Source organism: Bacillus sp. FSL M8-0166 (assembly GCF_038008825.1).
GTDB lineage: Bacteria > Bacillota > Bacilli > Bacillales > Bacillaceae > Bacillus > Bacillus safensis.
This window is the reverse complement of sequence record NZ_JBBOZZ010000001.1, coordinates 1,629,898-1,654,044: the sequence shown is the minus strand read 5'-3', so window position 1 is coordinate 1,654,044 and position 24,147 is coordinate 1,629,898. Positions and strand designations below refer to the sequence as shown.

The 24,147-nt window shown below is 40.2% G+C and carries 25 protein-coding genes and 1 other annotated feature; of the genes, 18 read left to right on the top strand and 7 right to left on the bottom strand.

Annotated features, from left to right (window positions below; all coding sequences use genetic code 11):
- Positions 1 to 10: 10 nt before the first annotated feature.
- Both opp4C and NSS92_RS08820 read left to right on the top strand, forming a co-directional pair.
- The gene (gene opp4C / locus NSS92_RS08825) at positions 11 to 910 is read left to right on the top strand and encodes an oligopeptide ABC transporter permease (protein WP_203129960.1); all 900 of its coding nucleotides are present in this window, start codon (positions 11 to 13) and stop codon (positions 908 to 910) included.
- 155 nt (positions 911 to 1,065) lie between these two features.
- Positions 1,066 to 1,818, top strand: coding sequence for a YjbA family protein (locus NSS92_RS08820; RefSeq protein WP_073979845.1), 753 nt, complete (start codon positions 1,066 to 1,068; stop codon positions 1,816 to 1,818).
- Between the two features lie 35 nt (positions 1,819 to 1,853).
- On the opposite strand, the gene trpS is transcribed toward NSS92_RS08820, so the two are convergent.
- A complete protein-coding gene (gene trpS / locus NSS92_RS08815) occupies positions 1,854 to 2,849 on the bottom strand; it encodes a tryptophan--tRNA ligase (protein WP_024425046.1) in 996 nt (331 codons plus the stop codon).
- A gap of 53 nt (positions 2,850 to 2,902) precedes the next feature.
- Positions 2,903 to 3,122 (bottom strand) — a binding site (T-box leader).
- Between the two features lie 482 nt (positions 3,123 to 3,604).
- Here trpS and NSS92_RS08810 point away from each other — a divergent pair.
- From NSS92_RS08810 to spxA, 8 genes are all read left to right on the top strand, one after another.
- Positions 3,605 to 5,242, top strand: a complete 1,638-nt coding sequence (locus NSS92_RS08810) for a peptide ABC transporter substrate-binding protein (protein ID WP_249857052.1) — start codon at positions 3,605 to 3,607, stop codon at positions 5,240 to 5,242.
- A 116-nt stretch (positions 5,243 to 5,358) separates the two neighbouring features.
- Positions 5,359 to 6,303 carry an ABC transporter permease gene (locus NSS92_RS08805; RefSeq protein WP_024425044.1) on the top strand — a complete coding sequence of 315 codons (945 nt, stop codon included), beginning with the start codon at positions 5,359 to 5,361 and terminating at the stop codon, positions 6,301 to 6,303.
- Positions 6,304 to 6,306: 3 nt separating this feature from the next.
- A complete protein-coding gene (locus NSS92_RS08800; RefSeq protein ID WP_267586014.1) occupies positions 6,307 to 7,224 on the top strand; it encodes an ABC transporter permease in 918 nt (305 codons plus the stop codon).
- Between the two features lie 12 nt (positions 7,225 to 7,236).
- Positions 7,237 to 8,316: an ABC transporter ATP-binding protein gene (locus NSS92_RS08795; RefSeq protein WP_024425042.1), complete on the top strand. Its 1,080-nt coding sequence runs from the start codon at positions 7,237 to 7,239 to the stop codon at positions 8,314 to 8,316.
- 1 nt (position 8,317) lies between these two features.
- A complete protein-coding gene (locus tag NSS92_RS08790) occupies positions 8,318 to 9,238 on the top strand; it encodes an ABC transporter ATP-binding protein (protein WP_267586015.1) in 921 nt (306 codons plus the stop codon).
- A gap of 104 nt (positions 9,239 to 9,342) precedes the next feature.
- The gene (locus NSS92_RS08785) at positions 9,343 to 9,630 is read left to right on the top strand and encodes a hypothetical protein (protein WP_340867354.1); all 288 of its coding nucleotides are present in this window, start codon (positions 9,343 to 9,345) and stop codon (positions 9,628 to 9,630) included.
- A gap of 137 nt (positions 9,631 to 9,767) precedes the next feature.
- On the top strand, positions 9,768 to 10,388 hold the full coding sequence (locus NSS92_RS08780; protein ID WP_340867353.1) for a GNAT family N-acetyltransferase: 621 nt from the start codon (positions 9,768 to 9,770) through the stop codon (positions 10,386 to 10,388).
- Positions 10,389 to 10,539: 151 nt separating this feature from the next.
- The gene (gene spxA / locus NSS92_RS08775; RefSeq protein ID WP_003211421.1) at positions 10,540 to 10,935 is read left to right on the top strand and encodes a transcriptional regulator SpxA; all 396 of its coding nucleotides are present in this window, start codon (positions 10,540 to 10,542) and stop codon (positions 10,933 to 10,935) included.
- Positions 10,936 to 10,974: 39 nt separating this feature from the next.
- On the opposite strand, the gene NSS92_RS08770 is transcribed toward spxA, so the two are convergent.
- A complete protein-coding gene (locus NSS92_RS08770; RefSeq protein WP_267586018.1) occupies positions 10,975 to 11,640 on the bottom strand; it encodes a TerC family protein in 666 nt (221 codons plus the stop codon).
- A gap of 264 nt (positions 11,641 to 11,904) precedes the next feature.
- On the opposite strand from NSS92_RS08770, the gene mecA reads away from it, so the two are divergent.
- The 4 genes from mecA (at position 11,905) to pepF (ending at position 17,542) form a co-directional block, all read left to right on the top strand.
- Complete coding sequence (gene mecA, locus NSS92_RS08765) at positions 11,905 to 12,570, top strand: adaptor protein MecA (RefSeq protein WP_251215649.1); 666 nt, start codon at positions 11,905 to 11,907, stop codon at positions 12,568 to 12,570.
- A gap of 87 nt (positions 12,571 to 12,657) precedes the next feature.
- On the top strand, positions 12,658 to 14,178 hold the full coding sequence (cls, locus tag NSS92_RS08760; RefSeq protein ID WP_340867352.1) for a cardiolipin synthase: 1,521 nt from the start codon (positions 12,658 to 12,660) through the stop codon (positions 14,176 to 14,178).
- Between the two features lie 162 nt (positions 14,179 to 14,340).
- A complete protein-coding gene (locus NSS92_RS08755) occupies positions 14,341 to 15,501 on the top strand; it encodes a competence protein CoiA (RefSeq protein WP_340867351.1) in 1,161 nt (386 codons plus the stop codon).
- Positions 15,502 to 15,715: 214 nt separating this feature from the next.
- Positions 15,716 to 17,542, top strand: a complete 1,827-nt coding sequence (pepF, locus tag NSS92_RS08750) for an oligoendopeptidase F (RefSeq protein ID WP_282707040.1) — start codon at positions 15,716 to 15,718, stop codon at positions 17,540 to 17,542.
- 107 nt (positions 17,543 to 17,649) lie between these two features.
- Here the strand turns inward: pepF and NSS92_RS08745 are convergent, their stop codons facing one another.
- The 5 genes from NSS92_RS08745 to NSS92_RS08725 all read right to left on the bottom strand — a co-directional run bounded on the left by NSS92_RS08745 (position 17,650) and on the right by NSS92_RS08725 (position 21,069).
- Positions 17,650 to 17,823: a hypothetical protein gene (locus tag NSS92_RS08745; RefSeq protein WP_024425034.1), complete on the bottom strand. Its 174-nt coding sequence runs from the start codon at positions 17,821 to 17,823 to the stop codon at positions 17,650 to 17,652.
- Positions 17,824 to 18,119: 296 nt separating this feature from the next.
- Positions 18,120 to 19,031, bottom strand: a complete 912-nt coding sequence (locus NSS92_RS08740) for a ClpXP adapter SpxH family protein (protein WP_046310562.1) — start codon at positions 19,029 to 19,031, stop codon at positions 18,120 to 18,122.
- A complete protein-coding gene (locus tag NSS92_RS08735) occupies positions 19,028 to 19,426 on the bottom strand; it encodes a globin domain-containing protein (protein WP_008355333.1) in 399 nt (132 codons plus the stop codon). The genes NSS92_RS08740 and NSS92_RS08735 overlap by 4 nt, the downstream gene beginning before the upstream one ends.
- A 275-nt stretch (positions 19,427 to 19,701) precedes the next feature.
- Entirely contained in the window at positions 19,702 to 20,469 is a 768-nt protein-coding gene (locus tag NSS92_RS08730) for a lytic transglycosylase domain-containing protein (RefSeq protein ID WP_340867350.1), read from the bottom strand.
- A gap of 21 nt (positions 20,470 to 20,490) precedes the next feature.
- Positions 20,491 to 21,069 (bottom strand): CYTH domain-containing protein, encoded by a 579-nt coding sequence (locus tag NSS92_RS08725; RefSeq protein ID WP_267586022.1) that lies wholly within the window; start codon positions 21,067 to 21,069, stop codon positions 20,491 to 20,493.
- A 235-nt stretch (positions 21,070 to 21,304) separates the two neighbouring features.
- Here NSS92_RS08725 and NSS92_RS08720 point away from each other — a divergent pair, with 235 nt between their 5' ends.
- The 4 genes from NSS92_RS08720 to NSS92_RS08705 all read left to right on the top strand — a co-directional run bounded on the left by NSS92_RS08720 (position 21,305) and on the right by NSS92_RS08705 (position 24,108).
- Complete coding sequence (locus NSS92_RS08720) at positions 21,305 to 21,670, top strand: UPF0738 family protein (RefSeq protein ID WP_142944517.1); 366 nt, start codon at positions 21,305 to 21,307, stop codon at positions 21,668 to 21,670.
- Between the two features lie 33 nt (positions 21,671 to 21,703).
- Positions 21,704 to 22,333 (top strand): GTP pyrophosphokinase, encoded by a 630-nt coding sequence (locus tag NSS92_RS08715; RefSeq protein WP_024425028.1) that lies wholly within the window; start codon positions 21,704 to 21,706, stop codon positions 22,331 to 22,333.
- Positions 22,334 to 22,396: 63 nt separating this feature from the next.
- Complete coding sequence (locus NSS92_RS08710) at positions 22,397 to 23,197, top strand: NAD kinase (protein ID WP_003211364.1); 801 nt, start codon at positions 22,397 to 22,399, stop codon at positions 23,195 to 23,197.
- An 8-nt stretch (positions 23,198 to 23,205) separates the two neighbouring features.
- Positions 23,206 to 24,108 (top strand): RluA family pseudouridine synthase, encoded by a 903-nt coding sequence (locus tag NSS92_RS08705; RefSeq protein WP_340867349.1) that lies wholly within the window; start codon positions 23,206 to 23,208, stop codon positions 24,106 to 24,108.
- The last annotated feature ends 39 nt before the right edge of the window (positions 24,109 to 24,147 follow it).

Here is a 24,147-nt window from a genome sequence, read left to right as displayed (position 1 = left end):
ACAGCCTAATATGGGAACACCTCCTGTTGATATCAAATTAAAGGAGGGCCTTCCGCCAAAGCCAGAGACGATGCTGCGTTTATTTTGCGAGAAATTCTTCAAAAATAAATTGGCGGTTGCCGGCTCCGTGATCTTATTGGTCATTATCTTTTCAGCTATTTTCGCTCCAGTGATCGCTCCATATACACCAGAGCAGCAAGATTTATTGAAGCGGCTCCAGCCGCCAAGTGCTGAGCATTTTATGGGCACTGACAAGTTTGGCCGCGATATTTTCTCAAGGGTGCTATATGGCGCGCGGGTCTCTTTATTGGTCGGTTTCGTCTCAGTGGTCGGTGCAATCACCATTGGCACTGTCGTTGGCGCGGTCGCGGGGTATTTCAAAGGATTTGTTGATTCCTTGTTAATGAGGTTTGTGGATGTCGTGTTGTCGATTCCAGACATTTTTCTATTGATCACACTCGTCACCATTTTCAAGCCGGGCATTGATAAATTGATTTTAATCTTTGCTTTGACCGGCTGGACAACAACCGCCAGACTGATCCGCAGTGAATTCTTATCACTTCGAACAAGAGAATTCGTACTCGCGGCGAGAACCATTGGAACGAAAAATCATGTCATCATCTTTTCGCATATTTTACCGAACTGTATCGGTCCTATTATTGTGTCGGCTACATTAAAAGTAGGCTCCGTCATTTTAGCTGAATCAACGCTCAGCTACCTTGGATTTGGTATTCAGCCGCCAACGGCAAGCTGGGGCAACATGCTGCAAGATGCACAAAATTTCTCGATTATGGTGCAAGCATGGTGGTACCCGCTTTTCCCAGGTTTACTCATTTTGCTGACTGTTTTATGTTTTAATTTTTTAGGAGATGGGCTGAGAGATGCGCTTGATCCTAAAAAACTGAAGTGAAGTTTAAAGGGGCTCTGCGTGGGCTCTCCGTTTCCTGATTGAAATAAACATGAAGCCATCATTCGCTCAGCTTGAAGTTTTGATAAAGTTGGAATAATTTCTCTATCCCTTGCCCATACTGTGGACAACAGTTTTTATAAAGTGAGGGATTGGTTATGTTATTTCTTCATGACGTATGGGTGAATTGGTTTGAAGGGGAAGAAAATGGCTACAATGTGTGTCATTTTCATGAGTGGCGCAAGGAGGACAGCGTTGAGCTGTTAGATCAAGTGCCTTTACTTAAGGTGCAGAGTCCTTTGTTTGATTACATAGAAAATGATCTTTCAGAGCTGCCGAAGACGCTGCTAGAGTCTGTATTTGAGAAATCATATATTCGGAAAAATCATGAACGCCGTAAATTAGAGTATTGCTTTGTGGTCACAGACGGCATTCGAATCATTGCTGTGGATACGATTGGGTATTCCATACCTGTGAGAAAAAGCCGCTTGATCCCAAGGCAGGAGCAATTGGTCTATGAAATGGTGAAAGATGTGAAGGCAGAGGAATATGAATTCTCTAAGGGCAGCCTTGAATCGACGAAGGAGTATCACATTCTATCACTGCCGCCGCAGCATATCAGCGGATTAACGAGAAAAGAAAGACAGCTGAAGCAGCTGATGTTTATGGCGCTCGATCAATTAAAAGGGCTCCAAAACAGGGCGGAAATTGCATATTGGTATACGGAATGGAACCCGCGCATGTACAACCAAATCAAACGAATGTCATTCGAAGAGATTTGGAACATGCTTTACAATGAAACGATTGATGGGTGGTCAGAGAATCATTTAGCCTTCTGTGAAAAAATGATTAAAGGACAGCCATTTTTCGAAAAGCTTTGGGAAATGGAAAACGAATCAAAAGTAAATTAGAAAAAGCTTGCAGCACGACACGCTGCAAGCTTTTTTTATTTGCGTTTTCTGCCAAGACCCATCGCATTCTCCATTTTTTTTAGCATTTTGTTTGCTGCGCGGTTTGCTTTTTCAGCACCTTCGTCTAGAATGCGGTCAAGCTCGTCTGATTCAATGAGTTCATAGTAACGATCTTGAATTGGTTTTAAAGCATCAACGACAACGTTCGCAAGATCTCCCTTAAACTCACCATACCCTTTGCCTTCATACTTTTGCTCAAGCTCTGCAATTGATATGTTACCTAACACAGAATAAATCGTCAGCAAGTTGGCAATACCAGGCTTGTTCTCTTTGTCATACTTGACGATGCCTTCTGAATCCGTCACAGCACTTTTAATTTTCTTTTCAAGCTGCTTTGGTTCATCTAATAAGGTAATGAAGGATTTTTGGTTCGGATCGGATTTGCTCATTTTTTTCGTTGGATCTGTTAAAGACATAATCCGAGCGCCTTCTTTTGGAATTTTCACTTCAGGCACAGTGAAGATGTCATTGTATTTTCGGTTAAAGCGTTCAGCAAGCGTTCTAGTCAATTCAAGATGCTGCTTTTGGTCTTCTCCAACAGGGACTAAATCAGTACCATATAATAAAATATCGCCAGCCATTAATGGGGGATACGTTAATAGGCCTGAAACAACGGCTTCCTTACCAGCGGATTTGTCCTTAAATTGGGTCATTCTTTCTAATTCCCCAATATAAGCAACACATTGCAGCATCCATCCTGCCTGGGCGTGAGCAGGTACCTCTGATTGGATAAACAATGTCGCCTTCTCTGGATCAAGTCCAACAGCTAAATAAAGAGCTGCTAAGCTTCTAATATTTTGGCGGAGAGCTAATCGGTCCTGGCTCACTGTAATCGCATGCTGATCCACAACACAAAAATAGCCATTATAGTCATGCTGCAAATCGACAAATTGCTTCATTGCTCCAATATAGTTCCCTAATGTGACTGAACCGCTCGGCTGAATGCCTGAAAAAATTGTCTTCTTTGTCATACTAAAACCTCTTTTCTTCAATATAAAAAGGCCCACCCGTCACTTTTCAACAGAAAAGGGACGAATGAACCGCGGTACCACCCTTGTTATTTCACATAGAAATCACTCAAGACGTTGATAACGGAGACTGCTCCGTCTAAGCCTACTCACTTTTTAGAAGTGTTCGGTTAGCTGCTCCAAAGCCCATTCCATACATGCCATTATCTGCTCACACCGGCCGCAGACTCTCTGTAAATGGTGAATATATGTACTCTTCTTTTTCATCGCAACAATATGTCTATCTATTATAAAGGATGACCATGAAAAAGTCACGAAGCCCTTATGTGACCTTCTCATCATGCCTATTGACACTTAAAATTTTAGATAAAATAACAAATATCTGTCAGAATTTTTTAAAAAAGGATGATTAATTATATGTATAAAACATTATTCCTGCTGAATTTGTTAAATTATTTTAATCAATTTACGCTTTAATTTGTTGAAGTGATTGAGACTTTAGTTTATAAAAATCCCTCTTTATCCCCATTTACGTTTTTAAAAAATATATGAAATTGATATTGCAATAAATTATTCTATTCATTATAATGAATTTGTTCACACGTTTGTGCTAGGCTCTTTACATAGTGAAAATTCAGAAAAAACAAAAGAAATAGAAAGTAAGCTATTCAGGGACTTTTTTACGCTATTTCTTAAATCTGAATCTCATCTTCTATCGAGACCTTTGAACTAAAAACATATTATAAGGGGGAATACAGTTGAAAAAGCGTTGGTCTGTTGTTACTTTAATGCTTATTTTCACACTTGTATTAAGCGCTTGTGGTTTCAGCGGAAACAAATCAGGCGACAGCACGAGCAGTTCTGGAGAGGCTAAAACAACATTAAATGTGAATATCTCCACTGAGCCTTTTTCTCTACATCCGGGATTGGCAAATGATTCAACTTCAGGTAGTGTCATCCGTCAGACTTTTGAGGGATTAACAAGAATTAACGCTGAAGGAAAGCCAGAAAATGCAATGGCTTCTGATATCAAAACAAGTGCTGATGGTAAAACATACACATTCACACTTCGTGATGCAAAATGGTCTAATGGTGACCCTGTCACAGCTAAAGATTTCGAATATGCTTGGAAATGGGCATTAGATCCTAAAAATGAATCTCAATATGCTTACCAGCTTTACTATATTAAAGGTGCTGAAGCAGCAAACAAAGGGAAAGCGAAAGTTGCTGATGTTGGCATTAAAGCTAAAGACGACAAAACGCTTGTAGTTGAGCTAGAGAACCCAACACCGTTCTTTACTGAACTAACTGCATTCTATACTTATATGCCAGTCAACAAAAAAGTGGCTGAAAAGAATAAAAACTGGTACACAAATGCTGGTGAAAACTACGTATCTAACGGACCATTCGTTCTTTCTAAATGGAAACATGGCGGTTCTATCACGCTTGAAAAGAACAATGAATACTGGGATAAAGATACTGTGAAATTGAAAAAAATCAACATGTCTATGATCAAAGATACAAACACTGAGCTTAGCATGTTCAAAAAAGGCGAGCTTGACTGGGCTGGTTCTCCAACTGGAAGCCTTCCAACTGAGTCTTTAAAAACATTGAAAAAAGAAGGCGGTCTTAAAATCCAAACGATCGCTGGTATCTATAACTACAAATTCAACACAGAAGTAAAACCTTTAAACAATGCAAACATCCGTAAGGCTCTTGCATACTCAATCAACCGTCAAGCGATCGTTGACAAAATTACGCAAGGTGAACAAGTTCCAGCTATGGCAATCGTTCCACCAACAATGGAAGGATTCACTGATAACAAAACTGGCTACTTCAAAGATCACGATGTAGATACAGCTAAAAAACTTCTTGAAAAAGGTGCGAAAGAATTAGGTTATAAGTCTGTTTCTGATCTTCCAACATTGAAACTTTCTTACAACACAGATGAAGGCCACCAAAAGATTGCACAAGCAATTCAAGAAATGTGGAAAAAAGATTTAGGTGTGAAAGTTGAACTTGATAACTCTGAGTGGAACGTATACATCGACAAAATCCACAGCGGAGACTACCAAATCGGACGTATGGGCTGGTTAGGTGACTTCAACGATCCAGTGAACTTCCTTGAGCTTTACAAAGATAAAGACGGTGGAAACAACGACACTGGATGGGAAAGCAAAGAGTACAAACAATTGTTGAATGATTCTGCAAAAGAAACAGATAAAACGAAGCGTGAAGAAATGCTGAAAAAAGCAGAAGAAATCATCATCAACGATATGCCTGTAGCACCAATTTACTTCTACACTCAGCTTTGGGTACAAGATCCAAAACTTAAAGGTGTAGTTGTATCTGGACTAGGTGATGTTCAATACAAATGGGCACATTTCGAAAAGTAAGAGTAATAGTGTAAGAGATCTACGGCAAGGATCTTAAGGTATATGGAGGATGTCTCTCCATATACCTTTCTTGCTGATTAGAGAAATTGTTGTAAAATCATGGAGGTGCAATTCCGTTGCTTAAATATATCGGTAAGCGATTAATATATATTTTAATCACACTGTTTGTTATTGTAACTGCAACTTTCTTTCTCATGCAGGCAGCACCTGGTGGTCCATTCTCTGGTGAGAAGAAACTTCCTGCTGAAATTGAAGCAAACCTAAACGAGCACTACGGATTGGACAAGCCCTTATTTGTTCAATATGTAAACTACCTAGGTTCAGTTGCAACATTAGATTTTGGTCCCTCATTTAAATATAAAGGACAAACCGTAAATGACTTAATCAGTTCTGGATTCCCCGTTTCCTTTACCCTCGGAATTGAGGCAATTCTCCTCGCATTAGCATTTGGTGTATTGTTTGGGGTCCTTGCAGCGCTCTATCATAACAAGTGGCAAGACTATACGATTGCCATTTTAACGATCTTTGGAATTTCAGTTCCAAGTTTCATTTTAGCGGCGCTACTACAATATGTATTTGCATCTGAGGCAAGCATTATAGCGATCTTCCCAGTTGCAGGATGGGAGTCTTGGGCCAGCACCGTACTACCTTCTATTGCACTTTCCTTCATGCCAATGGCATTTATCGCTAGACTTGCACGGTCAAGTATGCTTGAAGTACTAAATAGTGACTACATTAGAACGGCTAGAGCGAAAGGATTAACAAAATCTGCTGTGACGATCAAACACGCCATCCGAAACGCATTGTTACCTGTTATCACATACATGGGACCAATGGCTGCTTCAGTTTTAACAGGTAGTTTTGTCGTTGAGAAGATTTTTGGTATTCCTGGCTTAGGCTCTCACTTTGTCACAAGCATTACAAACCGTGATTACACCGTCATCATGGGTGTCACAGTCTTCTACAGTATTATTCTATTAATCAGTATTCTAGTCGTTGACGTCCTCTACGGTATTATCGATCCTAGAATTAAACTGACGAAGGCGAAGAAAGGGGTCTAACACATGGAAGAGATGAAAAAAGATTTATTTGTGCCTGCGACAGCTGACGCAGCAGAATCTGAAAAAATTTCTAAACCTAGTCTATCTTTATGGAAGGATGCTATGCTTCGCTTCCGTGCCAATAAACTTGCAATGGTTGGGCTTTCAATCATTTTTATTATTGTGATGCTTGCCATCTTTGTTCCGGTGTTTTCTAAATACGATTACTCCACGACTGATTTGCTGAATGCTGACCAGCCGCCTTCAAAAGAGCACTGGTTTGGTACAGATGATTTAGGACGTGACATGTTTGTCCGTACATGGGTCGGGGCAAGAATTTCGATCTTCATTGGTCTTGCTGCAGCGGTCCTTGACGTGATCATCGGTATTATTTGGGGAAGTATTGCTGCGTTCAAAGGCGGACGTACAGATGAAGTCATGATGCGTATCGCAGACGTTTTATGGGCAATTCCAACACTATTAATGGTTATCTTAATGATGGTTGTTCTGCCAAAAGGATTATTAACGATTATCCTCGCCATGACAGTCGTAGGCTGGATTAACATGGCACGTATTGTTCGGGGACAGGTTTTACAATTAAAGAGTCAAGAGTACGTTCTTGCAGCACAAACATTAGGTGCGAAAACATCTAGACTTTTATTTAAACACTTAATTCCAAACTCAATGGGACCAATTCTTGTGACGATGACATTAACGATTCCTTCTGCTATCTTCACAGAGGCATTCCTAAGCTATCTAGGGCTTGGAGTACCGGCTCCGTTAGCGAGCTGGGGAACAATGGCGTCTGACGGAATTCCGGCCATGACGTACTACCCTTGGAGATTATGGTTCCCAGCCGCATTTATCTGTATTACAATGTTTGGTTTTAACGTGGTTGGAGACGGACTAAGAGACGCTTTAGATCCGAAGTTGCGTAAATAAGGAGTGATTAGGATGGAACGTGAACGTATTCTAGAGGTGAAAGACCTTGCAATCTCATTTAAAACATATGGTGGAGAGGTTCAAGCCATTCGTGGTGTGAACTTCCACTTAAATAAAGGCGAGACACTTGCTATTGTAGGTGAATCTGGCTCTGGTAAAAGTGTGACATCACAAGCCATCATGAGATTAATTCCGATGCCGCCGGGTTATTTCAAGCGCGGACAGATCCTGTTTGATGGGCAAGATATTGTCAAGAAAACCGAGAAACAAATGCAAACCATTCGAGGAAAAGACATCTCAATGATCTTCCAAGATCCGATGACGTCTTTGAATCCAACGATGAAAGTTGGGAAACAAATTACAGAAGTGCTTTTCAAGCATGAACAAATTTCAAAAGAAGCGGCTGAAAAAAGAGCCATTGAACTATTGGAACTTGTTGGAATTCCAATGCCTGAAAAAAGAATTAAACAATATCCGCATGAATTTAGTGGCGGGATGAGGCAAAGGGTTGTCATCGCAATGGCGCTCGCAGCAGATCCCAAGCTGTTGATTGCCGATGAGCCGACGACTGCACTTGATGTAACAATTCAGGCACAAATTTTAGAATTAATGAAAGAAATTCAGCAAAAGGTCGATACTTCGATTATCTTTATTACGCATGATCTAGGTGTTGTTGCCAATGTCGCTGATCGTGTAGCTGTTATGTATGCAGGACAGATTGTGGAGACAGGGACTGTCGATGAAATTTTCTACAATCCAAAGCATCCGTATACATGGGGACTTTTAGCATCAATGCCGAGCCTTGACACAGATGGCGGAGATGAAGGAAAGCTGACTGCAATTCCAGGAACACCGCCAGATCTGACAAACCCGCCGAAAGGAGATGCATTTGCACTCCGCAGCGATTATGCAATGAAAATTGACTTCGAACAAGAACCGCCAATGTTCAAAGTATCAGATACGCATTATGTGAAATCATGGCTACTTCATCCGAATGCACCTAAAGTTGAACCGCCTGCTTCTGTAAAGGCGAGAATGCGTGAACTAGAAGGTAGCTACGAAAAACCTGTATTAGTAAAAGAGGGTGAATAGCATGGCAGAAAAACTGTTAGAAATTAAAAATTTGAAGCAGCATTTCCATACAGCAAGAGGAACTGTGAAAGCAGTTGACGGTGTTTCATTTGATATTTACAAAGGTGAAACGCTAGGTCTTGTAGGTGAGTCTGGTTGTGGTAAATCCACTACGGGCCGTTCGATCATTAGACTTTATGATGCGACGGATGGTGAGGTTATTTATAAAGGGGAAAATGTACACGGGAAGAAATCAAGACAAAAAATGCTTGAGTTCAACCGTCAAATGCAGATGATCTTCCAAGATCCATATGCTTCACTCAACCCTAGAATGACAGTGCTTGATATTATTGCAGAGGGCATCGATATTCATGGCCTTGCGAAAACAAAGCAGGCGCGTAAAGAACGTGTGTACCAATTACTTGAAACGGTTGGCTTGAACAAAGAGCATGCGAACAGATACCCGCATGAATTCTCAGGTGGTCAAAGGCAGCGTATCGGAATTGCACGTGCATTAGCAGTAGAGCCAGATTTCATCATCGCCGATGAACCAATCTCTGCATTAGACGTGTCGATCCAAGCGCAGGTCGTCAACTTATTGAAAGAGCTTCAAGAGGAAAAAGGCTTAACGTACTTATTCATTGCCCATGACCTGTCCATGGTAAAATACATCAGCGATCGTATCGGCGTGATGTATTTCGGAAAATTGGTTGAGCTGGCACCAGCGAATGAATTATACGAAAACCCGCTGCATCCATATACAAAATCATTGCTGTCTGCGATTCCGCTTCCAGATCCTGATTATGAGCGTAACCGCAAACGAATCAAGTATGATCCATCTGTTCACAAAGGAACAAACACCGAGTTCCGTGAAGTGAAGCCAGGTCACTTTGTGAGCTGCACAGAGGAAGAATTCAAAGAGCTTCAGGCGAAACAATCATAAGAAGAAAGAAGCACTGATAAGTCAGTGCTTCTTTTTTTATTTTACAAAAAAACAAGATGATGGTAATTTTTAGTTAAGTACAAGCAGATACCGGAGGAAATCAGATGTCCAATTGGAAAACTTATCGTTATTCATTGCTTCATGTTCTCATTGTATTTATGCTTTTTTCATCGTCTTTTTTCAGGAAACCAAACGGAGGAAAGTGGATGCTCGTGTTTATGGTGCTCATTGGAATTGTGTCTTTTTCGGTGGAATATATGCTTAACCGAAAGACAAGCGGTCAGAAGCAAGAGGCACGGCGTGTAAAATATATTTATTTGATCATGTTTCAAATTGCGATGACACTTATCCTGTTTGTCTGCATTCAACTCGTCATGAATCGTTCGTTATAAAACTTTTTTTACGTTAATTGAAAAAAAGTGAAACTACTTTAGACTTTGCTGCGTCTTACTAGTACAGGCGTTTAAATAGCAGGAAATCGGGAATATCTAAGGAAGTGGTTCTTAACTATAGCATAAGGAGCAGATCCATGAATTGGTATGAAAAGCTCAGTGAATACTTCCCGATAGAAGAAATGAAGTCAAAAGAGCATATGGAAGCTTTATTAAAGGAAAGAAGTGATATTTATCATAAGGAGGAAGGACCTCATCATGTGATGATGTACGCCGAATTTGATTCTTTCATCTTTATTGATTATTTATTTGTTTCCAAAGATGCAAGAGGTGAAGGCCTCGGATCAAAGCTTATTCATAAGCTGAAGGAAAAAAAGAAACCGATCTTGCTTGAGGTCGAGCCTGTAGATGAAGATGATGCAGATACTGCAAAACGCTTAAAGTTTTACCAAAGAGAGCACTTCAAACATGCAGAATCAATCGGTTATAAACGCAGGTCACTTGCAACAAATGAAGTGAACCGCATGGAAATTCTTTATTGGTCGCCTCTTACAAATCATGAGGAAGAGATCATGGAAGCCATGAGGAAGACCTATGAACGAATCCATACGTATAAAGATGAAGAATGGTATGGACAATCGTATGAGGACGTTGATGATGTATTGAAGGTCATTGAAAATAGAAAGCAAAAAAATATTTTCGATCATCTCGACTTAATGAGAATGTTCAGACATCAAGCAGCACCACAAAATGAATGAAATTGTCTAGTTTTTGTCACAAAAATTGCAAGAAAATCTGTTCACACTTACTTTTTTATAGTATAATCACTATAAAGATTACTTATTTAGAACAATTTTAATTTAAGAATACAGATCAATATTCATTCTACAAATTGAGGAGTGAAGATTTATGGTAACATTATACACATCACCAAGCTGTACATCATGTAGAAAAGCAAGAGCGTGGTTAGAAGAGCACAATATCCCATATCAAGAGAGAAACATTTTTTCTGAGCCTCTTTCAATCGATGAAATCAAAGAAATTCTTCGAATGACAGAAGACGGTACAGATGAAATTATCTCAACACGTTCAAAAGTATTCCAAAAACTAAATGTCAATGTTGAGACAATGCCGCTTCAACAATTGTATAAACTAATCAATGAGCATCCAGGTCTTCTGCGTCGTCCAATTATCTTGGATGAAAAAAGATTACAAGTTGGATACAATGAAGATGAAATTAGACGTTTCTTACCAAGAACGGTTCGTACATTCCAACTAAGAGAAGCTCAGCGACTTGCTAACTAATAGAAAAACGAAAAGCTGCCAATCATTTGGCAGCTTTTTTTATTTGTTTTCAGCCGTTTGTTCGTAAAAGAGGCTGGCTAATATGACCGCTATGACGGTTAAAAACGGAAGCATCAATTCAAGCGTGGCATGCTGTGCCATAAATTCAGTCAATTTCACATCACGCACAATCATTTCACCGCCTGTAAAGGCCAAGAGCGCACTTCCTCCGTATAAAAGAAACGGAAATTTGGTTAAAGCTGCATGAATCAGCTTGCTTCCCCAAATAATAATCGGTACAGAAATCATGAGGCCAAAAGCGGTCAGTAGCATGTTGCCTTTTGCTGCACCTGCAACTGCGATGACATTATCAAGTGACATAAAGAGGTCGGCAATCACAATGGTTTGAACCGCACGCCAAAGGGAACCGCTGCTCTTAATCCGAATGGATTCCTTCTTTTGTTCAATTAACAGATTGTATCCTATATAAAGGAGAAAAAGACCGCCAATAAATTGCAAATAAGGGATAGTCAATAAATAAACTGCGGCACCAGTCATTGTAATTCTCATCAGCACGGCCAAAAGTGTGCCGATCCAAATGGCTTTATTGCGTTTCTCATGTGATAAGCTTCGACTGGCCATCGCAATAATGAGCGCATTATCTCCGCCTAAAATCAGGTCTATGCCAATAATCATCAGTAAGGATACGATCCACTCTGTTTCCATCCATTTCACCTCATGTCCCAAATAGAGCTCGTACAACCAATATATGAAGACAATTCAAATATATGTTTCTGCAAGTTTTCTCTGCAAAAAATGCGTTTTTATTTCTTTTATTCATGTTTTATCATAAAATAGACAGTACGAAGCAATACCTCAATTCTTTAAAAGGTTAACATGTAGACGGAACGGGTAAAGTGTAGTAAAGTACTATTAATTGGGAGCTTGTATGTCCCTTCAACATCTTATATAGAAGGGAAGGTTGGCAAAATGGAAATCGAAAGAATAAATGAACATACAGTCAAATTTTATATTTCCTACGGTGATATTGAAGATCGCGGATTTGACCGTGAAGAGATTTGGTACAATCGAGAGCGCAGTGAAGAGCTGTTTTGGGAAGTAATGGACGAAGTGCACGAAGAAGAAGAATTTGCAGTAGAGGGGCCGCTTTGGATTCAAGTACAGGCACTTGACAAAGGTCTTGAAATTGTCGTGACAAAAGCCCAACTTTCTAAAGATGGACAAAAGCTCGAATTGCCGATTCCAGAAGATAAAAAAGGTCAAACAGATGAAGAAAGCTTAGACGCACTGCTTGATGATTTTAATAAAGAAGAGCAAGATCAAGAAGAACATAATGAGAAGGACAAAAAACTTCAACTTCAATTTGTGTTAAAAATGGATGACTTTGAAGATTTGATTGCACTTTCTCAATTAAATATGCAGGATTTTACCACAAGTTTATATTCGTTTGAAAACCGTTATTATCTATATGTTGACTTCCACGAGGATTTGTCAGATGAGCAAGTGGAGAATAAGCTCAGCATTTTGCTTGAATATGCTCATGAATCAGTGGTCAGCATCTACAGACTGAAAGAATACGGTCAGCTGATTATCGAAGGGAATGCCCTTGAAACGATTCAACAGCACTTCTCGTAACTAACAAAAAGTCGATTTCTGTAGAGGAATCGGCTTTTTTATCTGAATGAATAGGTAAATAAAGAGATCGGCAAGGAGAAAAATGAAATGAGAAATTTAGTCAAAGTTCTATTTTTTCTAATCATTACGATAGGTGCTTATTTAATCATCCAATTGATTGTCGGTGATTTAGCGGTAAGTGTATTAAGTTCTGTCAGTGTTCTATTTACTTTATCGATTATTTTCATCGGATTTGTTATTTTCTTGGAGAACCGGAATCCGTCTCAAACGATTACATGGCTTGTCCTGCTTGGCAGCTTTCCGTTATTCGGCTTTTTGTTCTACATTTTCTTTGGACGCAATATCAAAAAGCGCCGGCTGTTTGAAAAGAAGGCGGTATTGGACGAGAAGTTAATCCAGGAAGATGAACGTATCCATAGAGAAGCGATTGAAAAAATGACGCATATGGGTGATCATCAGCAGCTCTTATTTAAGCTGGCCCACAGACTTGGACATACTCCTATTACATATCGCACGTCCTCTAAAGTCTTAACCAATGGTGAAGAAACATTCTCTCATATTTTTGAAGAGATTAAAAAAGCAACACATCACATTCATTTAGAATATTACATTCTCCGCCACGATGACCTTGGACAAGAATTAAAGGACATTCTCATTGAAAAAGCGAAAAATGGCGTGATTGTCCGCTTTTTATATGACGATGTAGGAAGCTTAAATCTCTCCCGTCAATATATTGCTGACCTAGAAAAGGCTGGCGTTCAGATCGTTCCGTTCTTACCAGTAAGGCTCCCCCTTTTAAATAATAAAATCAACTTCCGAAATCATAGAAAAATTGTTGTGATTGATGGAGAAGTAGGATTTGTCGGCGGGCTTAACATTGGAGACGAATACTTGGGCAGAAGCAGACAATATGGATTCTGGCGTGATACACACCTGATGATTAAGGGCGAAGCTGTTCGCGACCTCCAGCAGATTTTCATGCAGGATTGGTATTATATGACGAATGAAAGATGCTCAGGTGTGGACTATTTCAAAGATTTCAGCCAACTTGAGAGTACAACAGAAGGCGTACAAATGATTGCTGGCGGGCCTGACAAGCAGTGGGAGGTCATTAAAAATCTCTTTTTCTCCATGATCATCTCCGCCAAAAAATCCATTTGGATCGCTTCCCCGTATTTTGTGCCGGATGATGATATTTTGTCCGCATTGAAAATTGCCGCATTGAGCGGAGTAGATGTACGGATTATTGCTCCAAAGAATCCTGATAAACGAATTGTCTTCCATGCGTCTCGTTCATACTTCCCGGAGCTTCTTGACGCAGGGGCAAAGGTGTACGAGTATGATCAAGGCTTTATGCATAGTAAATTTATTATTGTGGATAGCGAGCTGGCTTCGATTGGAACGGCAAACATGGATATGAGAAGCTTTCATTTGAACTTTGAAGTGAATGCCTTCCTTTATAAAACGAAAAGCACAGAGAAGCTCGTCAACGATTTCTTAGGTGATTTAGAGCAGTCACATGAAATTGTTCCAGAAGAGTTTGCAAAGAGACCATTGAGGGTCAGACTGTTTGAATCAACAGCAAGACTATTATCACCACTTTTATAAAGATTGTATTTTCCCCCTTTTCTATAAGGGGGATTTTTTATTTTACTGAGGAAATGATCAGTAAAATCATCTTTTGATACGATAAAAATTCATTTTGCCTATTCGCTTCCTTATAGACGAACAAGCTATAATACGGTCATCAAAGAGCAAGGGGCGAACTGAATGAATGCAGCAATTATGGATAACGGTAAACTTATCCGAATTACACATCATCTATCGAAAAGCCGGCTGGAGCATGTAAGAACGACGTGCAAATTTTATTGTCCTGAATGCAGGGAGGAGGTGCAATTAAAGCTAGGGGAGCATCGTGTCTATCATTTTGCGCATAAACAGCTGACAGCATGTCCGTTAGCCTCAGGCGAAACGGCTTATCATCAGGCCGGAAAGGAAGCCATTATGAATTGGCTGAAGCGGCTTGGGTATAAACCGGCGCTGGAAAAGTATATGTCAAAGATTCATCAGCGTCCTGATGTGACCGTCTCTATAGGAAGTGCAACCTATGCAATCGAATTTCAATGTGCAAATATTTCCCGGCAAGAGCTGCGAAGAAGAACAGCAGGTCTTCGTGAAGCAGGGCTCTTACCTATATGGATGATAGGGGCAAATCGTTTAAAACGAAAATCTGCCCAGCTTTTTTCTTTCTCCTCCATTCATTGGGGAATTTTAAGGGAATCAGAGAAAAGTCGGTTGATTTTTTTCTGCCCGATCCAGAATAGGTTCATCCATCTTGATCAATTCCTCGTGTTTCAACCAACGAAAGTATGTGCCGCAATGACTGTCAGGCCACCTTCAGCATACCGCGAACTTCCGGCACTCTTATCTCCGCCCTCAAGCAAGTGTCAAGTAAACCAACAATGGCTTAAATGTATACAGCAATTTAGGCAGCGTCCTCCTCGCATTTTATCAAATGAAAGCAAACGTTTGAGAGATATTTTTTATGAGCATCATCAAACGGCATTCCCTTTTTTGCCAACTGAATTATTTATCCCGCTGCAAGAAGCGTATATCTTTACAAGTCCCGTGTATGTTTGGCAGGGGTGTCTCTATGATTGGATGATAAGGAAAAAAGGAAACGGAAGAGTGACGATTCAACAGCTGATGATGGAAATCAATCGATGTGTGCAGATGAAAGAAGTAAAACTCCGATATGGCGATGTTTCAAGAGAAGAAATAAAAGAGGTGATTACTGCATATGTAAAGGGGCTTGTTAGACAAGGGTTTTTATATATGACGAAAGAGGGTAATTATGAAGTATCGTCGAATCAAATGCCTATACGAACAGTAGATGAAGTGTTAAAACGGGATGCTTTCTTATTTCATTAGCATGTTTCATGACCACTTTGATCATGATAAGAAAAAGGTGGTGCTGCTATTGAATCGAAAGAAACGCTTTTTTCTCATTTTTTTAGTCTGTTTGGTATTTATTTCTGCATATGATTTGACAAATATAGTTCAAAACAAAGAAGATAAATACAACACCAATTTTTTTCACTTTCCGAAAGGTTGGTTCAACACAACTCATGCAAGGGGGATTCATATGACTTCACAAAACAAAAACAATCATTTACCAGACAGAAGCGAAGTAAAAGAAGAAAACAAATGGCGTCTTGAAGATATTTTTGAAAGCGTCGATGCATGGAACAAGGAATTCGAAGCGGTCAAAAAAGAAATTCCAAAGCTGGCTCAATTTAAAGGCAAGCTGGCCCATTCTGCTGATGTCCTGTATGAAGCCCTAACCTTTCAGGATCAACTTTCTGAAAAGCTTGGCAAGCTTTATACATATGCGCACATGAAATACGATGAAGATACAACGAACTCATCATTTCAGGCGTTAAATGATAAAGCATCGAATCTCTTTACACAGCTGTCTAGTACATCTGCTTATATTGTTCCGGAGATTTTATCGATTCAAGAAGATAAATTGCAGCAATTCATACTAGAAAAAGAAGAATTAAAACTGTATTCACATGCTCTCGAAGAAATTAATAAAGAGCGTCCACATATTTTAAGTGAGGAGCAGGAAGCTTTATTAGCTGAGGCATCTGAACCACTTTCATCTTCATCTACTACTTTTAGTATGTTTAACAACGCCGATATTTCGTTCCCTTCTGTAAAGGATGAGAATGGAGAGGAAAAGAAAATTACCCACGGCAACTTTATCACATTTTTAAATAGTGATGATCGTGAAGTGAGAAAGAATGCCTTTAAAGCTGTGTATAAAACGTATGATCAGTATAAGAACACACTTGCTTCTACACTGAGCGGTTCGATTAAGAAGGATAATTTTTATGCAAAAGTACGAAATTATAAATCGGCAAGAGAAGCAGCACTATCACGAAACAGCATCCCGGAAGAAGTGTATGACAATCTAATTGATACAGTTCATCAATATTTACCGTTATTACACCGCTATATTGAATTACGTAAAAAGGTATTAAAGCTTGATGAAGTGCACAATTACGATTTGTATACACCACTTGTGAAAGATGCTGGCATGAAGCTAACCTACGATGAAGCAAAGGATTATATGCTGAAAGGGTTAGCGCCATTAGGAGAAGAATATGTGTCCGTGTTAAAAGAAGGACTCGACAATCGCTGGGTAGACGTTTATGAGAATAAAGGGAAGCGAAGCGGTGCGTATTCATCTGGAAGCTATGGTACAAATCCTTATATCCTCATGAACTGGCAAAATAATATTGATAATTTGTTTACGCTGGCTCATGAATTTGGCCACTCTGTCCACAGCTATTATACAAGAAAGCACCAGCCATATCCGTATGGAAACTATAGTATCTTTGTAGCTGAAGTGGCTTCCACTACAAATGAAGCGTTACTAGGCGAATACCTGCTTAATCATTTAGACGATAAAAAGCAGCGTTTGTATGTATTAAACCACTTATTAGAAGGATTTAGAGGAACGGTATTCAGACAAACGATGTTTGCTGAGTTTGAGCATCTTATTCATGTGAAAGCACAAGAAGGAGAGGCTTTAACGCCAGAATTTATGACGAACCTTTATTACGACCTGAACAAGAAGTATTTTGGTGACGGCATGGTGGTTGATAAGGAAATTGGATTAGAGTGGACGAGAATCCCTCATTTCTATTACAACTATTATGTGTATCAATACGCGACAGGCTATAGTGCGGCGCAGGCATTAAGCAAGCAAATATTACAAGAAGGAAAACCAGCGGTAGAGCGCTACACAGATTTCCTTAAAGCAGGAAGCTCTGATTATCCAATCAATGTGCTGAAAAAAGCAGGTGTTGATATGGCTTCTAAAGAACCAATCGAAGCAGCATGTCAATTGTTCGAAGAAAAACTAAAAGAAATGGAAGAGCTCATCTCCAAAACAGGTGAGTAATGAAAAGACTTCTGTCAGACGTGTGAGTGCTATCTCATCTTTTGACAGGAGTTTTTTTCGCATAAAAAAAGACCTCTTCAGATGTCGAGGCCGTTCCTTGTCAATCATCAACCTTTAAAACCTCTAAAGGTCTTACGGTGATTCATTCGATAAAGCGTAAAAAGAATCGAAGCAAATAAGAGTGGAGACGTCAAATAAAGAGGAAGCATCTTCATTAAGCCTAATATATTTAAAAAGAAACATAAGCCAATGGCAACAAGTCCAATAGTTGTGCTGCGCATGCAGATCCCCCCATTTTTTTGTTACTTTTACTATATGAAAGTGACAACCCTCTTATGTTTTGTGACAAAAATATGAACATATAGTATATCTGTTGTCATAAGTCGACAAAATTTGATATACTACAGATGTGAAATTAATCACATACAAACATTACCCCTTTGTTTGACCGTGAAAAATTTCTCCCATCCCCTTTGTTGTCGTTAAGACATAGTGAAACCGCGCTTATCCCGGCGCGGTTTCTTCGTGTTTATAATTAGAACAAACGTTCCTTGTGGAGGTAAAGAAAAAACATGGGTCAGCACCCATGTTCATTCTCACAGCGATAGACATCAAGATCTGTATGGTGATCATTCTCTTTATAGCGCCAAAACATTTCTTGCTGCACTTGTACACGTTCTACCTTTTGAGCGAAAGCCAGCTTCTTCATTTCTCGTTCAACTTCTTCAAGCGTCAAGTCATAGACAACGGCTATCTCTTTTGCGGAAGCAAATTGAAAATAAGCAATAAACCATTCAATTGGAGGCCGTTCTGAAGGTGTTGGTTTTTCACCAATCATTTCAAAAAGAATTTCCTCGTATATATCATAAGAGTAGGCACCTGAAATTTTTAATCCTTCATCTCCATTTACGGTATTAAAAAAGGCGAAGGTTGGGAGCTCAGATACGTCCATTTCAGCTGCAATTTTCATATCACATTGTAGGGCTTTAACAGCACTTTGAGAATGAATGTCACGCTGGAATTCTTCGATGTCCAGTCCAGCATTTTTTGCATTTTCTAGCAGCACCTGCTCACTTGTGACATCCTGCTGATGGCAAAAAAGTGATTCTTGAATGAGACGCAAAAATTTCATTCCGCATTTTCTGCCTTGAAGCTCCGCCGCTTTTAGTGCGAGTGAGGCGAGGTAGGGTGATGTCACAATTTGTTCAGACAGCATTTGTTCTTTTTTGGTCTGTGTTTTAGTGGCAAATTTCCCCCATGCTTCAGTCAGTAAATGCTTTTTTCTTTTCCGATTCAATGCATTAATACTAGAGCTTGTTACCGTTCGTAAAGTGAAAAAACGGCCATATTTCATTTTTAATTTTTTAATGGATGGCTCTAATAACCAGCAGTCTGGGCTTAGAGGATCAATGAATACATAGATTTCAATCGGCTTTTGAGGATGTCCGTGACAGTGTGAGAAATATTGATCGTGCGTATTGCAGCTCAAGATCGTCCATCCTTTTCAGGTGTTTGGTTGACCATATGGCGAGCCGTCAGAGAAAGCCGCTCAAATAAAAAGTCACGAATATCGCCGGTTAATCCTACTTGATCCATTGCATCCTCCATGCATTCAAGCCATGCGTCAGCCCGCTCCTCAGTAATCGGAAAAGGGAGATGTCTCGCCCGCAGCATTGGGTGGCCATGCTCCTCTGTATAAAGCGGTGGTCCGCCTAAATATTGCGTTAAGAACTGTTTTTGCTTTCTTGCTGTTTCTTTTAAGTCATCCGGGAAAATAGGATGAAGCAAAGGATGACACTTTACATTTTCATAAAAAGTATCAACAAGTTGCGATAGAAGTTCCTCTCCAACCGCTTCGTAAGGTGCGTTAAACGATTGTACCATGTTGACTACTCCTTTTACTCGTAGTTAATAGGATGACTCACCCTATTGCGCATTTCATTTATTTCAAAAGTGATATTCAGTTTGTTCTATTTTATTGTTTCTATTCTTGTACTTATTTTAACAACCTCAACTCGATTCCACAAACAAACCGCTTTGGTCTGCTCGAAATAAAGAGAGAAACGGATTCCGTGATCAATTGACCATATCATAACACATTCAGTCAAAAAAGGGGGAAAAGCGACATACAAAAAACCGAAGAGGTTATTCTCTTCGGTTTAAGCGAAATATTGAGCTGTGATTTTCTTGACATAATTTTGTGTTTCTTTAAATGGAGGAATGCCCCCGTATTTATCTACATTTCCTGAACCTGCATTATAGGCAGCTAAGGCGAGTGAGATATTTCCGTTATATTTATGGAGCATTTGTTTTAAATACTTCGTTCCGCCTTCAATGTTTTGGGACGCATCAAAGGCGTTCTTCACGCCAAGTGACTTAGCCGTAGATGGCATGAGCTGCATGAGCCCAAGCGCACCTGCATGGCTGACAGCATTCGTGCGATAGCCGGATTCCTGCTTGATGACCGCGTGAATCAGCTTTTCAGGAACGCCATGCTTTTGAGCCATTTGTGAGACGATTTGATTAATTTCTTTTGATGATGACCCGCTTGAGACAGCCTTTTGAAGCGGCGGGGTGTAGCTGTTGTTTAAGACATTTCCAATGCCATTCGCTGTATTCAATTGATTGTCATTTGCATACAAAGATTGGGCCTCAAGCTGATCACTACCGGCAATCGCAGATAAATATGGGTTTGTACGCGCATATTGCGTGTTCGGAGCCGTTGATGGGTCCGTGCCCATAAAAGCAGAGATGGAAAGCGGGAGACGTGATAATTCTGATCCGCCTAAAAAATCTTGCAGCAGCGACTGAAATGACGCTTGGGCATTTGATTCTTGACCGTCAGACATTTGCGTTTGTGCTGAATCTGTCTGTAACGTTTTAAGCGCTTGAAGCTGCATAAAGGATTGAAGTTGATTAACGTTCATCATGTTCCTCCTTCAAGGAATTCATCTATTCTGTGTTTTCATTTTCTCTTCATAAAAACGAACTACTTTGTTTTTCGTGTTTCGTACTGGGATATGAAATTTGCGGAGCAATGCGGAGAAAGCGGCTTGTCCGATTTCCAGGTCGCTCACTTCAAATTCAAGTTCATAGTCCTCTACTGTTAAATATCGGCTGTGATCCAAAACAATTAAGCCTTCTTCAATCATTTTTTCTGCTCTTGACGTTTCAAGCGAACCAAAGTACACAATTTGATCCTTTTGAATGTTCAGGTGGTCTAATCTGTCCGCAACTTCACCTTCTGGCAGCTCAAAATCGTCAAGTTGTGATGGGGGAGCGATCGTTTGGTGGGTTTCGAGCAAGCCTATCTCGTGCGGTTCCTTTAATGTGAGAACCCAATGACCGTCTTTTTCTCTCATTCTTAATGCAGCCAATTGAGATTTTATATCAAATTGAGGTGTATCAAAATAATAGTTGGTTTGCGTGTGGAAATCCGCATTCTTCAATTGAAAATGCTGTTTCAGCTGTTCAAATTCTTCTTTCATTAATAATTGCTTTAGTTCTATTTCAATTTCCTGTGCCATTTTGACATCAACCTTTCATTTAGAGGAAATATGATTATTGTACATGAAGTGTGTTCACCATGTAAAAGACTGTTTTTTCTCTATATTTTCTTTAGGCATGGACCAAAATGAATGAAGAATCATGTAAAAGGATCATTTAAAAGAGAAAAACAGGATTTTCTTAAAAAGTTCGGTTTATCAATATTGAACTTGATATGATAAAATAAAGCTGTACTTTGTTGTAAAGGAGATCATGATGCAAAACAGAATTGAAATCACAGAAGCAACTTTAAAAGAAGACAGGCTGATTTTGACAATCCAGTCAGAAGAGCAAATCCAAAAAGCAAAAGCATCAGGACAAATGCTTGTTGATTCTGATCACTTTGCGTTCGTTTACATACTTGAAACCGAGGAGTCCTTTTCGTATCTTATTTTAGGGGAACATACATGGGCTCCATTAAAAGAAGCAATGATTCGTGACATCCCTGTCTATTTGGCATCGGATGAACATTCGCTAGAACTCATTCAGCTTCAACAGGAATTAGATTATTTAATCGACAATATTAAAGACAATGCCAATTACGGAGATATGGAAGAGAAAGTGAAAAGCACATTCCTCTGAAATAATTAGGTATATGGAATTGGGGGAAGTTTCATGGACAAAAAACAATGGGATCAATTCCTCGCACCGTATAAACAAGCAGTCGAAGAATTAAAAGTGAAACTAAAAGGCATTCGAAAGCTGTATGAATTCGAGGATGACCATTCACCAGTAGAGTTTGTCACAGGCCGAGTGAAACCCGTTGCCAGCATATTAGAAAAGGCAAAGCGTAAAAACATCCCGATGCATGAGATTGAAACGATGCAGGATATTGCTGGGCTTCGCATTATGTGCCAGTTTGTAGAAGATATACAAGTCGTGAAAAAAATGCTCCAGTCACGTAAAGACTTTGTGGTTGTTGATAAACGCGACTATATTGCAGAACATAAAGAAAGCGGATACCGCTCGTACCACCTTGTTGTGTTATATCCGCTGCAAACCGTAAGCGGAGAGAAACAGCTCCTCGTCGAAATCCAAATTCGTACGCTTGCCATGAACTTTTGGGCGACCATTGAGCATTCTCTGAATTATAAATATAGCGGGAATATCCCGGAGAAGGTCAAGCTGCGCCTTCAAAGAGCATCTGAGGCAGCATCTCGTCTCGATGAAGAAATGTCCGAAATCAGAGGGGAAATTCAAGAAGCTCAAGTGGCATTTTCCCGGAAAAAGAAAAACGACAGCTGAGCCAGTTTGATCAAATATGATGCTGCCCTCTCATAGCAGCAAGGTGAAAAAGGAGAAGAATTCATGAAATTTGCAGTTTCTTCAAAAGGGAATTCTGTATCTGACACGCTCAAAAGTAAAATTCAGACCTACTTATTGGATTTTGGTATGGAACTAAATGAAGAGGAACCGGACCTTGTCATTACGGTTGGTGGAGACGGCACCCTTCTTTATGCTTTTCACCGTTATAGCGACCGTCTAAATGAAACAGCTTTTGTCGGTGTTCATACAGGTCATCTTGGTTTTTATGCTGACTGGGTGCCAAGTGAAATTGAAAAACTTGTCTTAGCCATTGCGAAAACGCCTTATCATATTGTGGAATATCCGATCTTAGAAGTCATTGTCAGATACAACGACGGCGGCAGAGAAGAGAAATATTTAGCGATGAATGAATGTACGATTAAAAGCATGGAAGGGACACTTGTGGCAGATGTTGAAATTAGGGGTCAGCTGTTTGAAACATTTAGAGGTGACGGTCTTTGTCTGTCTACACCATCTGGCAGTACGGCCTATAATAAGGCACTGGGTGGTGCCATTATTCACCCTTCCATTAGAGCCATTCAGCTGGCAGAAATGGCTTCAATCAACAACAGAGTGTTTCGGACGGTCGGTTCACCGCTTATTTTGCCTGACCACCATACTTGTGTGATTAAACCAAGGAATGATGTCGATTTTCAGGTGACCATCGATCATTTGACACTGCTTCATAAAGACGTCAAATCCATTCAATGCCGGGTGGCAGACGAGAATGTCCGTTTTGCCAGATTTAGACCGTTTCCGTTTTGGAAAAGGGTGCAAGATTCCTTTATCGGAAAAGGAGAATAAGAAAGAGGTTGTTCCCGCTGGAATACTTTACGTTAAACAAAACCATAACAGCCAAAGAAGAAGGGATGCTTTTAAAGGAGTATCTAAATGATCTTGGCATTTCGAAAAGAATGCTGACAGATATTAAATTTGATGGCGGTGACCTCCTCATCAATGGAGAGCATGTTACCGTGAAGTGCGAGCTGCATGAAGGGGACAGTCTCACCATTTTATTCCCCGAGGAAAAAGTGAGTGAAGGGCTGAAGCCTGCACCCATTCCGCTTGATATTATATTTGAGGACGAGCATGTCCTTGTGCTGAATAAAAGGCCATATATTCCTTCAATCCCATCTCGGGAGCACCCTGAGCACAGTATTGCGAATGGATTGCTGCATCATTATGCCAAGCAGTCTGTTCGGCATACGGTTCATTTGGTGAACCGCCTTGATCGTGACACATCTGGCGTCATGCTTGTGGCGAAGCATCGCTTTGCTCATAGCCTTTTATCAAAAGCGCAAAAAAGTGGAGCGGTTAAGCGAACGTACAGAGCGTTTACACATGGTATGATCACAGAAAAACATGGAACGATCGCTGCAAAAATTGCCCGAAAAGGGGATAGTATCATCGAGCGGATGGTGGATGATGCTGGGCAGGAGGCAGTGACGCATTATTCCGTGCGAGCGGTAATCGCTGAGTTGAACATGTCAGATGTGTCTCTCTCACTTGAAACCGGGAGAACACATCAAATTCGTGTTCATATGCAATTTCTTGGGCATCCGCTCATCGGAGATACGCTGTATGGCGGAACGACAGAGCGGATAGACAGGCAGGCACTGCATAGTGAGACGCTTGTGTTTCCTCATCCGATGACAGGTGAGCAAATGACATTTTCAGCTCCGCTTCCTGATGACATGAAATCCTTGCTTCTTTAAATAGAGAAACCCGGTCACCTGCAGCGCAGGGCCGGGTTT

Coding starts and splice junctions, on each gene's coding strand:
- NSS92_RS08780 (WP_340867353.1), top strand. CDS start 9,768: ATGAATTGGTATGAAAAGCTCAGTGAATACTTCCCGATAGAAGAAATG.
- mecA (WP_251215649.1), top strand. CDS start 11,905: ATGGAAATCGAAAGAATAAATGAACATACAGTCAAATTTTATATTTCC.
- NSS92_RS08745 (WP_024425034.1), bottom strand. CDS start 17,823: ATGCGCAGCACAACTATTGGACTTGTTGCCATTGGCTTATGTTTCTTT.
- NSS92_RS08790 (WP_267586015.1), top strand. CDS start 8,318: ATGGCAGAAAAACTGTTAGAAATTAAAAATTTGAAGCAGCATTTCCAT.
- NSS92_RS08800 (WP_267586014.1), top strand. CDS start 6,307: ATGGAAGAGATGAAAAAAGATTTATTTGTGCCTGCGACAGCTGACGCA.
- NSS92_RS08795 (WP_024425042.1), top strand. CDS start 7,237: ATGGAACGTGAACGTATTCTAGAGGTGAAAGACCTTGCAATCTCATTT.
- NSS92_RS08710 (WP_003211364.1), top strand. CDS start 22,397: ATGAAATTTGCAGTTTCTTCAAAAGGGAATTCTGTATCTGACACGCTC.
- opp4C (WP_203129960.1), top strand. CDS start 11: ATGGGAACACCTCCTGTTGATATCAAATTAAAGGAGGGCCTTCCGCCA.
- spxA (WP_003211421.1), top strand. CDS start 10,540: ATGGTAACATTATACACATCACCAAGCTGTACATCATGTAGAAAAGCA.
- NSS92_RS08720 (WP_142944517.1), top strand. CDS start 21,305: ATGCAAAACAGAATTGAAATCACAGAAGCAACTTTAAAAGAAGACAGG.
- NSS92_RS08785 (WP_340867354.1), top strand. CDS start 9,343: ATGTCCAATTGGAAAACTTATCGTTATTCATTGCTTCATGTTCTCATT.
- NSS92_RS08820 (WP_073979845.1), top strand. CDS start 1,066: ATGTTATTTCTTCATGACGTATGGGTGAATTGGTTTGAAGGGGAAGAA.
- pepF (WP_282707040.1), top strand. CDS start 15,716: ATGACTTCACAAAACAAAAACAATCATTTACCAGACAGAAGCGAAGTA.
- NSS92_RS08735 (WP_008355333.1), bottom strand. CDS start 19,426: ATGGTACAATCGTTTAACGCACCTTACGAAGCGGTTGGAGAGGAACTT.
- NSS92_RS08730 (WP_340867350.1), bottom strand. CDS start 20,469: ATGAACGTTAATCAACTTCAATCCTTTATGCAGCTTCAAGCGCTTAAA.
- cls (WP_340867352.1), top strand. CDS start 12,658: ATGAGAAATTTAGTCAAAGTTCTATTTTTTCTAATCATTACGATAGGT.
- trpS (WP_024425046.1), bottom strand. CDS start 2,849: ATGACAAAGAAGACAATTTTTTCAGGCATTCAGCCGAGCGGTTCAGTC.
- NSS92_RS08725 (WP_267586022.1), bottom strand. CDS start 21,069: ATGGCACAGGAAATTGAAATAGAACTAAAGCAATTATTAATGAAAGAA.
- NSS92_RS08755 (WP_340867351.1), top strand. CDS start 14,341: ATGAATGCAGCAATTATGGATAACGGTAAACTTATCCGAATTACACAT.
- NSS92_RS08715 (WP_024425028.1), top strand. CDS start 21,704: ATGGACAAAAAACAATGGGATCAATTCCTCGCACCGTATAAACAAGCA.
- NSS92_RS08770 (WP_267586018.1), bottom strand. CDS start 11,640: ATGGAAACAGAGTGGATCGTATCCTTACTGATGATTATTGGCATAGAC.